We start from the raw sequence: 13,714 nt of genomic DNA on the forward strand, positions 1-13,714 counted from the left end.
CCGCTCGTCAGGGGTGGGGAACGCCGAGTCGGCCGAGCAGGTGCCGGCGCAGCGCGCCGAAGGCGGGATCGTCCGGCGTACGGGTGGGAGCCAGGTCGATGGGCAGGTCCGCGGCGATGCGGCAGTCGTCGAGGAGCAGGATCCGGTCGGCGAGCAGCAGCGCCTCCTCCACGTCGTGGGTGACAAGCAGGGCGGCGAAGCCGTGCTCGGCGCGTAGCCGGCGCAGCAGGACCTGCATCCGCAGTCGGGTCAGCGCGTCCAGGGCGCCGAACGGCTCGTCGAGCAGCAACAGGTCCGGTTCGCGGACCAGGGCCCGTGCGACGGCGACCCGTTGTGCCTGCCCACCGGAGAGTTCGGCTGGCCAGGCGCTGTGCTTTTCGGCGAGCCCGACCTCGGCCAGCGCGCGGTGGATCCGACCGGCGGTGTCCACGCCGGACAGCCCGAGCCCGACGTTGGATGCCACCCGCTTCCACGGCAGCAACCGGTGCTCCTGGAAGACCACGGCGGCGGTGCCGGGCACGACGATCTCACCGCTGGCCTCGCCGTCCAGCCCGGCGAGAATCCGCAGGAGGGTGCTCTTGCCGGAACCGCTGCTGCCCAGCAGGGCCACCACCTCGCCACGGGCGATGCTCAGGTCGACCCCGGCCAGCACGACCGTCGGCCCGAACGCCCGGTGCACCCCGTGCGCGGTCAACACCGGCGTCGTGCCGGTCAGGTGGCCCGCAGTCCGCGACGCCATGTCAACATCCTCCTCTCCACCACCCGCAACGCACTGTCGGATATCAGCCCGAGCAGCGCGTAGACGAGCAGGCCGAGCACCACCACATCGGTCTGGCTGAACTCCCGCGCCTCCATCATCAGAAAGCCGATCCCGGTCTGGGCGTTGACCTGCTCGCCGACGACCAGGCTGAGCCAGGCCGCGCCGATCGCCAGGCGTAGGCCGAGGAAGAGCGACGGCAGCGCGCCGGGCAGCACCACGTGCCGCAGTCGGGCGCCCTGCCCCAGCCCGCAGGTACGGGCGGCCTCCACCAGCCGCTCGTCGATGTCCCGGATGCCGGCGTAGGTGTTGAAGTAGATGGGGAAGAACGCCCCCAGGGCCACCAGGCTGATCTTCAGTGACTCGCCGATGCCCACCCAGATGATCAGCAACGGGACCAGGCCCAGGTGGGGCAACATCCGGGCCATCTGCACCGGTGGGTCGACCAGGTCGTCACCGAGCCGCAGCAACCCCGCCACAGTGCCCAGGACCAGCGCCAGGACGCCACCGATCAGCAGACCCGCCCCGGCGCGGGTGAGGGAGTCCAGCAGGTGCACGAGGAGTGTGCCGTCCCGGGTCAGCCGCCACCCGGTGGCCAGGACGTCGCTTGGCGCGGGCAGCTTCTCCGGTGCCAGCACCCCGGTGCGGGCGGCCAGTTCCCAGCCCAGGACCAGCACGACCGGGCTGGCCAGCCGCCGCCACCGCCGGTTCGGCCGGGGGCGGCGGGGGTCGGGCGGCGCGAGGGCCGCGGCTTCGGGCGGCGTTTCCAGCAGAGGTGTACGGCTCACTGGAACACCGCGCTGAAGCGGTCGTCCACCCGGCTCCTGATGTCGACCGGGCCCGGTATGAGGTCCAGGGCGATGAAGCTGTCGGTGATCGCCTGGAGTTCGTCGCCGATCGCCGGGGTGACCGGGGCGAGCGGTTTGGCGCTGCGGTCGAGGGCGCGGCTGGCGACGTCCTGTGGGATCTTCAGCTCCGGCGCGAGGGTGCTGGCCCGCTCCTGCGGGTTCGCGATGCCCCAGTCGGTCACCTCGCGGTAGCGCTGGAGGAAGGCCCGGATGTCGTCCGGCCGCTTCGCGACGGCGTCCGGGGCGGCCAGCACGTACTCGCGGTTGCTGGCCAGGCCGGTCGCGTCGGCGAGCACCCGCACCCCCGGTTGTTCGGCAAGCGCGAAGTACGGGTCCCAGATCACCCAGGCGTCGACCTGCCCGCCATCGAACGCGGGTCGCCCCTCGGCCGGCTTGAGATACGTGACCTTGATGTCCTTCAACGTCATCTTGTTGGCCTCCAGTAGCCGGACCAGCAGCCAGTGCACGTTGGAGCCCTTGTTCAGGGCGATCGTGCGGCCCTTGAGATCGGCGAAGCTGCGGTAGCCGCTGTCGGCCTTGACCAGCACCGCCTCGCCCTGTGGGATCGGCGCGGAGGTGCCGATGATGGAGAACGGGATCTTCCCGGCCGCGGCGAAGACGGGTGGCGCCTCGCCGACCTGTCCGATGTCGATCGACCCGGCCTTGAGCGCCTCGGTGAGGGCCGGCCCGCTCTCGAACAGCGACCACTCGACGCCCGGGGTGGCGCCGCGGGCCTTGACCAGGCTCAGCCCGCCGAAGCGCTGGTAGCCGATCCGTAGCTTGCCCGCGTCGCCTCCCGCGTCGGCGGGCCCTCCGCAGGCGCTCACACCTGCCGTGGCGAGCAGGACCACTGCGGTGAACGCGGCCGTCAGCAGGCGGCGGCGCACGGGATGACTCGTCGAGGGGGTGCGCATGGCGGCTCCTTGGGTCGGGCAGGTGTGCCGGGCCGCATCGACCGGCGTGTGGTGAGCGTGGGCGGTAGCCTACTAACCCGATAGGTTTTATGGGTAGGCTGTCCGCGCGATCGTCCCACCCCTCAGGAGGCGCCCGCCGCACCGCGAGCGCCGACCGTCCCCGCTGGAGGAAAGAGCCGCCATGACCCTCACCTTCCACTGGTTCCTGCCCACGAACGGCGACAGCCGGGACATCGTCGGCGGCGGCCACGGCGTGCCGACCGGGGCCGCCGGAGGCGCCCGCCCGGCCAGCGTGGCGTACCTCGGGCAGATCGCCCGCACCGCCGAGCAGCTCGGGTTCGTCGGGGCGCTCACGCCGACCGGCGCGTGGTGCGAGGACGCCTGGCTGTCCACGGCGATGCTCACCGAGGTCACCGAACGCCTGAAGTTCCTGGTGGCCTTCCGGCCCGGCCTGACCTCACCGACCCTCGCCGCCCAGATGGCCTCGACGTTCCAGCGGCTGTCCCGGGGTCGCCTGCTGCTCAACGTGGTCACCGGCGGCGAGTCGACCGAGCAGCGGGCCTACGGCGACTTCCTGGACAAGGACGCCCGGTACGCGCGGGCCGACGAGTTCCTGCACGTGGTGCGCGCCCTGTGGCGCGGCGAGACGGTCGACCACCACGGCACACACGTACGCGTCGAGCAGGCGCGGCTGCACCGGCTGCCCGACCCGGTCCCGCAGGTCTACTTCGGCGGCTCGTCCGCCGCCGCCCTGCCGGTGGCGGTCCGCCACAGCGACGTCTACCTGACCTGGGGCGAGCCGCCGGCCCAGGTCGCCGACAAACTGGACCGGATACGGGCGCTGGCCGCCGACGCCGGCCGGAACCTACGGTTCGGCATCCGGCTGCACGTCATCGCGCGCGACACCGCCGACGAGGCGTGGGCACAGGCCCGCCGCCTGCTCAACGGCATCGCCGAGGCCGACATCCGGGCCGTGCAGGACGGGCTGCGCCGCAGCGAGTCCGAGGGGCAGCGCCGGATGCTCGACCTGCACGGCGGCTCCCGCGACAGCCTGGAGGTCGCACCCAACCTGTGGGCCGGCGTCGGGTTGGTCCGGGGCGGCGCGGGCACCGCGCTCGTCGGCAGCCACCGCGAGATCGCCGACCGGATCGCCGAATACCACGCGCTCGGTATCGACGAGTTCATCCTCTCCGGCTACCCGCACCTGGAGGAGGCGTACTGGTTCGGCGAGGGCGTGCTGCCGATCCTGCGCGAGCGCGGGCTGTGGCGGCACCCCGACGGCCCGCCGGACCCGGCCGATCTCCCGGATGTCCCCTTCGCGGGGACGTCGACACCCCGCCCGGTGCCGGAGCCCGCGGCGGCCCACTGACCGGCCACCCGCCGGGACCAGCGGACTTGTCGTGCCGTGCTATCACGGAGGCACATCCGCGAGCTGGTGGTGATCGCGTGGACGAATGGGCAGCCGACGCGCCCGCACCCGACGACAGGCCGCTGCCTCGACGCGTGAGCCGCCAAGCGGCGGACCCGTTCGACGACAACCCGATCGAGATCGCGGGCGACCGTCCGCCGTACCGGGATCGGTTGTTTCCGTCGCCCGCCGATGATGACCTGCTGTTCGCAGACGACGAGCCCGACAGCACGTGGGCCGACGTCGACTGGTCGGACGAGGGCGACCCGACCGACGCGACCGAGGCCGCCGACGGACCGGACGCTGTCCCGTGGTGGGTCACCCATGGGGAGCACATCGACGCGACGACGCGGTCCAACCGCAGGGAGGGTGGAAAGCGGCTGCACGGCATCCTCGCGGGCTACGACACCTTCTGGGACCACGTCGACGTCGATCCGCAGTCGGTGGTCCCCACCGTACGGGCCGCGAAGCTCGCACTCGCCCGGCGGGACGTCGCGCTGCACTTTCTGCGGACGCCGGGACCGCTACCGCTCCTGTTCGGCGCGGTGCTGGCCGCGGTCGCGGCGTTCGCCATGGTCGGCGGGCCACTGGCGCACCGGCTGGTGGCCTCCGCCACGAGCCTGTCCGTCGGGGTCGTCCTCGCGCTGGCCGTCTCGCGCCTCGCCGTCCCGTGTCGCGGGGTGGCCATCGGCGGCGGTGCCGCGGTCGCGGCGTGCGTCGCGGCGTCGGCCGTCCCCACGATCCAGGCGACTCGCTGGTACGACGTCCTGGTAGGGCTCACCTTCGCGGGCGCTGGCCTGCTCTTCGTCGCGCTGTGGCCGGTCGTGCGGGCGTGGCGCGTCGAGCGCGACCACTGGACGCGCCCCGACGTGGCCCTGATCGCCGCCCTCCTGGAGTTCGCCGACCACGTCGAGTCGGATCCGGCACCACCGGACCGGCGTCGTGCCGTGGAGGCACTGGACCGCGCCGCCACCACGTTCGAGTTCGCGTGGCATCGCGTCAACCGGACGGGCGTCGACGTCACCGACCGGCAGTTGCGGGCCTGGGCCGGCCGGATCCGCGCCGAGACACGGGAGCTGCAACGGTGGTACGCCTTCGACGCCCCATCGAAGGTCTACCTGCTCCTGCGCACCTACCTGCTCATCCAGGCGATCGTCAACCGATACCCCCTCGACGACAACGAGGAGGGCTGGGTACGGCACGGCAGTTGGCGCCGGCCACCGACGTCGGCGATCGCCCGACTGTGGGTGGGCAGCAAGCGGTCCGGTCGGTACCTGCGCCAATGCCTGCTGGCCGCCGTTCTCGCCGGCGTCGCCCTGCTGCTGCTCGCGGTCACGGTGTGGAGCGCCGTGCCGACGTTCGTCGGCGTGCACATCTCCCGTGACCTCGGCTCGGCGCTGAATGTCGACCCGACGATGCGCGTGTTCGTCGCCACGATCAGCGTGTCGTTGTTCGCCGTGGCCGGGCGCGCGTTCACCCACCGGCGCTGACAACGACCCTGCTGTCCGGCGGGCCGGGGCGTCGCCGCCGATCACGAACGGACTGTTGCCCCGGCCGGTGACGATCCTCTACGGTCTGCTCAAGCGGTGGGCGGTGCGGTCCGCATCCGACCAGACACCGCCGGTTGCCCGTCGCGCGGGCCGGGATGGTGGAGTCCCGGGCCACCCCGTCGGCGGTGGTGCCGGCGATTCGCGTGACTCCAGCTCGTACCCCGGGCAGTGCTGCCCGGCGTGGCTTCATGCGGAGCCGACGACGAGCCGGGCACGCCGATCCCACCGGGAGAAGCCCGTGTTTCTCAGCCCGCACGAGCAGGACCGCCTGCTCGTCCATGTCGCGGCCGAGGTCGCCCGCCGCCGCCGCGAGCGCGGCTTGCGCCTCAACTATCCCGAAGCGGTCGCGCTGATCACCGCGTTCCTGCTGGAGGGGGCCCGCGACGGCCGGTCGGTGGTCGACCTGATGTCGGCGGGCCGGACCGTGCTCGGCCGTGACGACGTCCAGGACGGCATCCCCGAGCTGCTGAGGGAGGTGCAGGTGGAGGCGACGTTCCCGGACGGCACCAAGCTGGTGACGGTGCACCACCCGATCCCGTGATCCCGGGGGAGATCCTGCCGGCCGCCGGCCCGGTCGAGATCAACGCGGGTCGGCCGGTGACCACAGTGGTCGTGGTGAACACCGCCGACCGGCCGGTACAGGTGGGTTCGCACTACCACTTCGCCGAGTGCAACCCGGCGCTGACGTTCGACCGGGGCGCCGCCTGGGGGCAGCGGCTCGCCGTACCGGCGGGCACCTCGGTCCGGTTCGAGCCGGGCATCAGCCGCAGCGTCGACCTCGTCCCGTTCGGCGGAGCGCGGATCGTGCCGGGACTGCGGGGGGAGTGCGCCGGCCCGCTGGACCCGGCGCCGACCACGGCGACGCCCGACGGGTCGTCGCGGTGAGCGCCGTGCGGCGGGACCGCTACCTCGACCTGTACGGCCCGACCACCGGCGACCGGATCCGGCTGGCCGACACCAATCTGTTGATCGAGGTGGAGACCGACCACTGCGTGGGCGGCGACGAGGCGGTCTTCGGCGGCGGGAAGGTGATCCGCGAGTCGATGGGACAGTCCCGGGCGACCCGCGCCGAAGGAGCGCTGGACACCGTCATCACCGGTGCCGTGGTGCTCGACCACTGGGGTGTGGTCAAGGCCGATGTGGGGCTGCGCGACGGGCGGATCGTGGCGCTCGGCCGGGCCGGCAACCCGGACACCATGCCCGGTGTCCACCCCGATTTGGTCATCGGCCCGGCCACCGAGGTGATCGCCGGCAACGGGCGGATCCTCACCGCCGGCGCGGTGGACACCCACGTGCACTTCATCTGCCCGCAAATCGTCACCGAGGCCCTCACCAGTGGCATCACCACGCTCGTCGGTGGCGGCACCGGCCCGGCCGAGGGGACCCGGGCGACCACCGTCACCCCGAACGGTTGGCACCTGGCCCGGATGCACGAGGCGCTGGACACGATGCCGGTGAACGTGCTGCTGCTCGGCAAGGGCAACACCGTCTCCAGTGAGGCCCTCTGGGAACAGTTGCGGGCCGGCGCGGGCGGCTTCAAGCTGCACGAGGACTGGGGCACCACCCCTGCGGCGATCGACGCCTGCCTACGGGTGGCGGACGCCTCCGGGGTCCAGGTGTCGATCCACACCGACACGCTCAACGAAGCAGGTTTCGTCGCCGACACCCTGCGCGCGATCGGTGGCCGGGCGATCCACTCGTACCACACCGAGGGTGCCGGCGGCGGGCACGCCCCGGACATCATCACAGTGGCCGGTGAGCCGAACGTGCTGCCGTCGTCGACCAACCCGACCCGGCCGTACACCGCCAACACGCTCGCCGAGCACCTGGACATGTTGATGGTCTGCCACCACCTCAACCCGTCGGTGCCGGAGGACCTGGCGTTCGCCGAGAGCCGGATCCGGCCGTCCACGATGGCCGCCGAGGACCTGCTGCACGACCTCGGCGCGATCTCCATCATCGGCTCCGACGCGCAGGCGATGGGCCGGGTCGGCGAGGTGATCATGCGGACCTGGCAGAGCGCACACGTGATGAAGGACCGGGTCGGCGCACTGCCGGGCGACGGCGCCGCCGACAATCACCGGGCCCGCCGGTACGTCGCGAAGTACACCATCTGCGCGGCGATGGCCAACGGGTTGGAGGACGAGGTCGGCTCGGTCGAGCCGGGCAAGCTCGCCGACCTGGTGCTCTGGGACCCGGCGTTCTTCGGGGTACGACCACACCTGGTGATCAAGGGCGGCATGATCGCGTACGCGCAGATGGGCGACGCCAACGCCTCCATCCCGACGCCGCAGCCGATGCTGCCCCGGCCGATGTTCGGGGCGTACGGCGCCGCCGCTGCCGCCACCAGCCTGGCCTTCGTGGCGCCGGCGGCCCTGGACGCGGGACTCCGCCTGGACGTGCGCCGCCGGGTGGTGCCGGTGCGTGACGTGCGGTCGCGGGGCAAGGCCGACCTACCGGAGAACAACGCGATGCCGCGCATCGAGGTGGACCCGGACACGTTCACGGTCCGCATCGACGGGGTGGTGGTGGAGCCGGACCCGGTGACCCGGCTGCCGATGGCCCAGCGGTACTTCCTGTTCTGATGGCGACGCCGAGCCTGCTGCTGCTGGTGGCCGACGGACGCTTCCCGGCCGGTGCGCACGCGCACTCCGGCGGTCTGGAAGCGGCAGTCGCCGCGGGTCGGGTCACCGACCTGGCCTCGTTGAACTCGTTCCTGACCGGCCGGTTGGCCACCGCAGGCCTGGTCGGCGCGGCCTTCGCGGCGGCCGCACACCGGGCGGCGGTGCCCGGGAGCGCGGGTGTGGCCGCCGGGCCGGTCGGACGATCCGACGTGCCGGCCCGGTCCGTCGCGCGGTTGCACACGCTGGCCCAGCTCGACGTGGAGCTGGACGCGCGTACCGCGTCGCCGACGTTGCGGACGATCTCCCGGCGGCAGGGGCGAGCCCTGCTGCGCGCCGGCCGGGCCATCTGGCCGGACGCACCCTTCGACGACCTACCCGCCACGTCCTGCGGCGTGCACCAACCGCTGGTACTGGGACTGCTCTGCGCCGCGGCCGGGCTGTCCCGGGTGGAGACCGCCACGATCGCCGCGTACGGGACGCTCACCGGAGCGGCCAGCGCCGGCGTACGCCTGCTCGGCTTGGACCCGTACCAGGTCCAGGCCCTGCTCGTCGGTCTTGCCGACGTCTGCGACGGCACCGCCGCCGACGCGGCGCGGGCCGCCGACGACCCACCGGAGCGGCTGCCGGCCGCGGCAGCTCCGCTCGCTGACATCCATGCCGAGAACCATGCCACCTGGGAGGTGCGTCTCTTTGCGTCCTGAGACTGTTGTGCCGAGCGCTGGGTCCGCTGTCGAGCCGATCACGTCGGCCGCGAACGACAATCCGCACGACGAGAGCGTCCCGCACACCCACCCGGAACCAGGGGTCGACCCGCATCCGCCGCTGGCCCGGGCGGGTCGTGCCCTGCGGGTCGGCATCGGCGGCCCGGTCGGGTCCGGCAAGACGGCACTGGTGGCGGCGCTCTGCCGTGCCTTCGCCGACGAGTTGCGGCTCGGCGTGGTGACAAACGACATCTACACGACCGAGGACGCCGACTTTCTCCGGCGGGCCGGAGTGCTGGACCCGGCGCGGATCCGCGCTGTGGAGACCGGGTGCTGCCCGCACACCGCGATCCGCGACGACATCGGCGCCAACCTGGACGCCGTGGACGAGCTGGCCGAGGCGGTCGGCCCGCTGGACCTGGTGCTCGTGGAGAGCGGTGGGGACAACCTGACCGCTACCTTCAGCCGGGGGCTGGTCGATCGGCAGATCTTCGTGGTCGACGTGGCGGGAGGGGACAAGGTGCCGCGCAAGGGCGGCCCGGGGGTCACCGCCGCCGACCTCCTCGTGATCAACAAGACCGACCTGGCGCCGATGGTGGGGGCGGACCTCGCGGTGATGGATCGCGACGCGCGGGCCCGCCGGGGTGACCTGCCGACCGTCTTCCTGTCCATCGTGGGCGATCCGACGGCGAGTACTGTCGCCGACTGGATCCGGCACGAGTTGGCCCACCACGCCACCGCGTACCCCCTCGCCGTACCGGTCGGCCCGGTCTGATGCGGGCGTCCGCCCGGCTGGTCGCCCGGGCCGACGGTCGGGGTGGCACAGTTCTTGTCGAGTTGCACGGGGAGACACCACTGCTGCTGCGGCAGACCCCGCCCGACGGCGGTGTCGCCACGGTGCACCTCGTCGGCGGGGCGGCCGGGCCGATCGCCGGCGACGATCTGCGGCTGGACATCGAGGTGGGGCCGGGCGCTGCGGTCCGGGTGCACACCGTCGCCGCGTCGATCGCCCTACCGGGCCGGCCGGGTGGGGTGTCCCGGATGGCGGTGCGGGCGGTGGTGCGTACCGGGGCCACGCTGCACTGGTTGCCCGAGCAGCTGGTCGCGGCGGCCGGCTGCGCGCATCTCGCCGAGTCCAGGATCGACCTGGCGGACGGCGCGAGCCTGCGCTGGCGCGACGAGCTGATCTGCGGCCGGTACGGCGAGACGCCCGGCGGGGCCGTCGTGCACACCCAGGTCGACTACGCGGGTCGGCCGCTGCTGCGGCAGTCCCTGGCGGTGGGCCCACAGGCACCGGGCTGGGCCGGGCCGGCGGTGCTCGACGGCGCGACGGCCACCGGCTCGCTGCTGGTGGTCGACCCGTCGCGGCCCGCCGAGCCGGTGCACGTCCGGCCCGACGCGAGCGTCGCCCGCCTGCCCCTGGCCGGCGGGCCGGCGACACTGTGGACCGCCACCGCCCCGGACGCCCACACCCTGCGCACGCACCTGACCGTCTAGCGACGCCGGCTGCCCGACAGCTGTTCGGGCCGATCCTCGGGGTGGGTCAGCGGTGCGGGCCGCCGGTGGGGATGACGTCGGCGCTGTCGCGTTGGCGGGCCGGGTCGAGACGGCTGATCAGGTCGTCGAGCGCGCCGACCAGGTCGGCTGCCGGCGGCACACCGGACCCGGCGGCCCGCCCGAGGCCCAGCTCGGCGAGGCTTGCCTGAACCAGCTGGTCGAGGCGGTCGTGCTCGCGTCGGCCCCGGGCCGTCAGGTACGCGCGGATCCGCCGGCGGTCGTTCGGATCGATCCGGCGGAAGACGAGGTTACGGTCGACCAACTGGTCGACGAGCTTGGTGAGGGTGCCCGGAGGCAGCGAAGCCTCGGCGGACACCTCACTCATCGGGTGGCCCTGGCCGTCGGCGAGCAGGCAGAGCACCCGCCACGCCTCGATGGTCAGTGCGTCGTGGGCCAGGACGGCGCCCAGTCGGCGGGAGAGCAACCGCTCGGCGCGGGTGAGCGAGCGCAGCAGGTCCGCTGGCGCCCCGGGCACGTCTGACATGGAACTCCCTGGTCCGGTGGCCCTGTCATGCTAGCGAGTCGTCCCGGTCCGTGGTGAGCTCTGGCCTTCCGTCCTGGGCCGGGCAATCATGTGCACATGTCCGCGCCGGCACCGCCGTGGCTGACCGTCGACCGTGCCGTGGTCAGCATCGCCCTGGTCTATCCGATGCGCGGGCCGGCCGGCATGTTCGGCCCCACCTGCGAGCTGTGCGCGCAGCTCGCCGTCGAGGAGATCAACCGGTGCGGCGGGGTGCTGGGTCGGGAGGCGCGGCTGGTGCTCGTCGACGGTGGCGCACCGCCGGCCGAGGTGGCCGCCGAGGTCGAGGCGCTGGTGTCGGTGGGGGCGGTGCAGGGTGTGACGGGGTGGCACATCTCCTCGGTGCGCCAGGCGCTGGCGCCCCGTGTCGCGCACCGGGTGCCGTACGTCTACACGGCACTCTACGAGGGCGGTGAACGTACCGAAGGGGTCTTCCTGACCAGCGAGACGCCGGATGCCCAACTGTGGCCGGCGATGCGGCTGCTCGCCGGCGAGCAGGGGGTGCGGCGCTGGTTCGTCGTCGGCAACGACTACGTGTGGCCGCGGCGTACCGCGCGGGCCGCCCAGCTGTACGCGCTGCGCGGCGGCGGGCAGGTGGTGGGCCAGCACTTCCTGCCGTTGGACGCGCACCACTTCGACGAGGTGCTGCGCCGCATCGAGCACAGCGATGCCGACGCGGTGTTGATGCTGCTGGTGGGGGCCGACGCGGTGCGGTTCAACAGGGCGTTCGCCCGCTCCGGCCTGGACCAGCGCTGTCTGCGGCTGAGCACCCTGATGGACGAGAACATGTTGCTGGCCAGCGGGGCCGGCGCGACCCGCCGGCTGTACAGCACCGCTGGTTTCTTCGCCGGGCTGGTGACCCAGGAGAACCTCGACTTCCACGGCGAGTTCGCCAGTCGGTTCGGGATCGAGGCACCGCCGCTGGGCAGCCTGGGGGAGTCCTGCTACGAGGGTGTGATGCTGTTGGCCGCGCTGATCGGCCAGGCCCGGACCCTCGACGTGCGGGCCATCGAGACGGCCGCCGACACCGTGGCGTACCACGGGCCGCGCGGGCGGCTGCGGTTGCGCCGACGGCACGTGCGCCAGCGCATCTACCTCGCCGAGGCCGATGGGCTCGACTTCACGGTGCTCGCCCAACTCTGACCGGCAGCCGGGCCGGGCAGGCCTTGACAGCCGTACCCGACGCGACCCTAAGATACTTCCTGCGTGAAGGATCTGCCTCTGCGGGCAGCTGCCACCAATGTGTGTCCACAATCGGCGATATTCGTCGCCGACCATTGTGGTGGCATTTTTTTCCGACTTTCCAACGGCCGACACCGTCTTTCCCCGACGGTGTCGGCCGTTCTTTCGCGACCGTACGGCGCGGTCGGCGGGAAACACTCAATTAAGGGCCGGGAAACACGATCGCAATGATGCCGGTCAACGCTTTCCCTGCCCGTACCCGATGCGGTGCCGCGGTGGCGTCCACCCGTCGACCCCGGCCCCGCCCACGTCAGATCCACCGGACCGCACCGACCGTCCATTCGCCACGTGAGTGCATCGCAGGGGAGAATTGATGTCATTATTCCGGGGCCGCCGCATCCTGGCGGGTGCCATGACCCTGGTCGCCGCGGCCGCGATGACCGCGTGCGGCAGCAAGACCACCGACGCGGGCAGCGCGGCCGGCGTCACCGCCGACGTCTCCGGCGACACCGTCAAGGTCGGCCTGCTCAACTCGCTCTCCGGGACCATGGCGATCAGCGAGGTCACCGTCCGCGACGCCATCATGCTCGCCGTCGAGGAGATCAACGCGGCCGGCGGCGTCCTCGGCAAGAAGATCCAGCCGGTCGGCGAGGACGGTGCCTCGGACTGGCCCACCTTCGCCGAGAAGGCGGAGAAGCTCATCTCCGAGGACCGCGTCGCCGCCGTCTTTGGCTGCTGGACCTCGGCCAGCCGCAAGGCGGTCAAGCCGGTGTTCGAGAAGAACAAGGCGCTGCTGTTCTATCCCGTGCAGTACGAGGGGCTGGAACAGTCGCCCTACATCTTCTACACGGGCGCGACGACGAACCAGCAGATCGTCCCGGGGCTCGACTATCTCAAGGCGCAGGGCGCGAAGTCGGTCTATCTGGTCGGCAGCGACTACGTCTTTCCGCGTACCGCCAACAAAATCATCAAGGCGTACGCGGCCGCCAACGGGATGACAGTGGCCGGCGAGGACTACGCGCCGCTGGGATCCACCGAGTTCGGCACGATCGTCAACAAGGTCAAGTCGGCCGGGGCCGACGCCGTGTTCAACACCCTCAACGGTGACAGCAATGTGGCCTTCTTCAAGGAGTACAAGTCGGCCGGGTTGACCGCCGCCGCGATGCCGGTGGTCTCGGTGTCGATCGCCGAGGAGGAGGTCAAGGGGATCGGCACCCAGTACCTGGAGGGCCAGCTGACCGCCTGGAACTACTACCAGACCACGCCCGGGGCGGCGAACTCGAAGTTCGTGGCCGCGTACAAGGCCAGGTACGGGGCGGACAAGCCGACGAGTGACCCGATGGAGGCCGCGTACGTGGCGGTGCACCTGTGGAAGGCGATGGTCGAGAAGGCCGGCGCCTTCGACGTGGAGAAGGTCCGCGCCGCCTCCGGGGGGATCGCCTTCGACGCGCCGGAGGGCACCGTCACCGTCGACGGCCAGACCCAGCACATCGCCAAGACCGCCCGGATCGGCAAGATCGGCGCGGACGGCCTGATCAACGAGGTGTGGAACTCCGGCAAGCCGGTGCAGCCCGACCCGTACCTCAAGACCTACCCCTGGGCGAGTGGCCTGAGCTGACGATGCCGGCCCGGGCGGAGCGTGTTGCCGCGCGG

14 protein-coding genes are annotated in these 13,714 nt (G+C 72.2%); 10 read left to right on the forward strand and 4 right to left on the reverse strand.

All coding sequences use genetic code 11. The features are described from left to right. Nucleotides 1-7: 7 nt before the first annotated feature. Genes AB0B85_RS20835 through AB0B85_RS20845 form a run of 3 tightly spaced genes read right to left on the reverse strand, consistent with a single transcriptional unit; the run spans nucleotide 8 to nucleotide 2,519 of the window. Nucleotides 8-739, reverse strand: a complete 732-nt coding sequence (locus tag AB0B85_RS20835; RefSeq protein WP_357409651.1) for an ABC transporter ATP-binding protein — start codon at nucleotides 737-739, stop codon at nucleotides 8-10. Beyond that, nucleotides 712-1,545: an ABC transporter permease gene (locus AB0B85_RS20840; protein WP_357409653.1), complete on the reverse strand. Its 834-nt coding sequence runs from the start codon at nucleotides 1,543-1,545 to the stop codon at nucleotides 712-714. The genes AB0B85_RS20835 and AB0B85_RS20840 overlap by 28 nt, the downstream gene beginning before the upstream one ends. After that, nucleotides 1,542-2,519 (reverse strand): aliphatic sulfonate ABC transporter substrate-binding protein, encoded by a 978-nt coding sequence (locus AB0B85_RS20845; protein WP_357409655.1) that lies wholly within the window; start codon nucleotides 2,517-2,519, stop codon nucleotides 1,542-1,544. Before AB0B85_RS20845 ends, AB0B85_RS20840 begins: the two co-directional genes overlap by 4 nt. 181 nt (nucleotides 2,520-2,700) lie before the next feature. On the opposite strand from AB0B85_RS20845, the gene AB0B85_RS20850 reads away from it, so the two are divergent. The 8 genes from AB0B85_RS20850 (at nucleotide 2,701) to AB0B85_RS20885 (ending at nucleotide 10,299) form a co-directional block, all read left to right on the forward strand. After that, the gene (locus tag AB0B85_RS20850) at nucleotides 2,701-3,888 is read left to right on the forward strand and encodes an LLM class flavin-dependent oxidoreductase (RefSeq protein ID WP_357409657.1); all 1,188 of its coding nucleotides are present in this window, start codon (nucleotides 2,701-2,703) and stop codon (nucleotides 3,886-3,888) included. Nucleotides 3,889-3,965: 77 nt separating this feature from the next. Beyond that, complete coding sequence (locus AB0B85_RS20855; protein ID WP_357409659.1) at nucleotides 3,966-5,417, forward strand: hypothetical protein; 1,452 nt, start codon at nucleotides 3,966-3,968, stop codon at nucleotides 5,415-5,417. Between the two features lie 298 nt (nucleotides 5,418-5,715). Then, nucleotides 5,716-6,018 carry an urease subunit gamma gene (locus AB0B85_RS20860; protein WP_357409661.1) on the forward strand — a complete coding sequence of 101 codons (303 nt, stop codon included), beginning with the start codon at nucleotides 5,716-5,718 and terminating at the stop codon, nucleotides 6,016-6,018. Further along, nucleotides 6,015-6,362, forward strand: coding sequence for an urease subunit beta (locus AB0B85_RS20865; RefSeq protein ID WP_357409663.1), 348 nt, complete (start codon nucleotides 6,015-6,017; stop codon nucleotides 6,360-6,362). Before AB0B85_RS20860 ends, AB0B85_RS20865 begins: the two co-directional genes overlap by 4 nt. Then, the gene (locus AB0B85_RS20870; RefSeq protein ID WP_357409665.1) at nucleotides 6,359-8,062 is read left to right on the forward strand and encodes an urease subunit alpha; all 1,704 of its coding nucleotides are present in this window, start codon (nucleotides 6,359-6,361) and stop codon (nucleotides 8,060-8,062) included. Before AB0B85_RS20865 ends, AB0B85_RS20870 begins: the two co-directional genes overlap by 4 nt. Continuing rightward, on the forward strand, nucleotides 8,062-8,802 hold the full coding sequence (locus AB0B85_RS20875; protein WP_357409668.1) for an urease accessory UreF family protein: 741 nt from the start codon (nucleotides 8,062-8,064) through the stop codon (nucleotides 8,800-8,802). Before AB0B85_RS20870 ends, AB0B85_RS20875 begins: the two co-directional genes overlap by 1 nt. Beyond that, the gene (gene ureG, locus AB0B85_RS20880) at nucleotides 8,792-9,577 is read left to right on the forward strand and encodes an urease accessory protein UreG (RefSeq protein WP_357409670.1); all 786 of its coding nucleotides are present in this window, start codon (nucleotides 8,792-8,794) and stop codon (nucleotides 9,575-9,577) included. Before AB0B85_RS20875 ends, ureG begins: the two co-directional genes overlap by 11 nt. Further along, entirely contained in the window at nucleotides 9,577-10,299 is a 723-nt protein-coding gene (locus AB0B85_RS20885; protein WP_357409672.1) for an urease accessory protein UreD, read from the forward strand. Before ureG ends, AB0B85_RS20885 begins: the two co-directional genes overlap by 1 nt. Before the next feature lie 46 nt (nucleotides 10,300-10,345). On the opposite strand, the gene AB0B85_RS20890 is transcribed toward AB0B85_RS20885, so the two are convergent. Further along, nucleotides 10,346-10,843 carry a MarR family transcriptional regulator gene (locus AB0B85_RS20890; RefSeq protein WP_357409674.1) on the reverse strand — a complete coding sequence of 166 codons (498 nt, stop codon included), beginning with the start codon at nucleotides 10,841-10,843 and terminating at the stop codon, nucleotides 10,346-10,348. Between the two features lie 96 nt (nucleotides 10,844-10,939). Here AB0B85_RS20890 and AB0B85_RS20895 point away from each other — a divergent pair, with 96 nt between their 5' ends. Continuing rightward, entirely contained in the window at nucleotides 10,940-12,022 is a 1,083-nt protein-coding gene (locus tag AB0B85_RS20895) for a substrate-binding domain-containing protein (RefSeq protein ID WP_357409676.1), read from the forward strand. 412 nt (nucleotides 12,023-12,434) lie between these two features. Continuing rightward, on the forward strand, nucleotides 12,435-13,679 hold the full coding sequence (urtA, locus tag AB0B85_RS20900) for an urea ABC transporter substrate-binding protein (protein ID WP_357409678.1): 1,245 nt from the start codon (nucleotides 12,435-12,437) through the stop codon (nucleotides 13,677-13,679). The last annotated feature ends 35 nt before the right edge of the window (nucleotides 13,680-13,714 follow it).

It is taken from the genome of Micromonospora sp. NPDC049044, assembly GCF_040649215.1.
Lineage (GTDB): Bacteria > Actinomycetota > Actinomycetes > Mycobacteriales > Micromonosporaceae > Micromonospora.

Bases quoted from the DNA above. Each gene is read 5' to 3' on its own strand.
- AB0B85_RS20835 (WP_357409651.1), bottom strand. From the start codon at position 739: ATGGCGTCGCGGACTGCGGGCCACCTGACCGGCACGACGCCGGTGTTG.
- AB0B85_RS20845 (WP_357409655.1), bottom strand. From the start codon at position 2,519: ATGCGCACCCCCTCGACGAGTCATCCCGTGCGCCGCCGCCTGCTGACG.
- AB0B85_RS20850 (WP_357409657.1), top strand. From the start codon at position 2,701: ATGACCCTCACCTTCCACTGGTTCCTGCCCACGAACGGCGACAGCCGG.
- AB0B85_RS20875 (WP_357409668.1), top strand. From the start codon at position 8,062: ATGGCGACGCCGAGCCTGCTGCTGCTGGTGGCCGACGGACGCTTCCCG.
- AB0B85_RS20885 (WP_357409672.1), top strand. From the start codon at position 9,577: ATGCGGGCGTCCGCCCGGCTGGTCGCCCGGGCCGACGGTCGGGGTGGC.
- AB0B85_RS20890 (WP_357409674.1), bottom strand. From the start codon at position 10,843: ATGTCAGACGTGCCCGGGGCGCCAGCGGACCTGCTGCGCTCGCTCACC.
- AB0B85_RS20895 (WP_357409676.1), top strand. From the start codon at position 10,940: ATGTCCGCGCCGGCACCGCCGTGGCTGACCGTCGACCGTGCCGTGGTC.
- urtA (WP_357409678.1), top strand. From the start codon at position 12,435: ATGTCATTATTCCGGGGCCGCCGCATCCTGGCGGGTGCCATGACCCTG.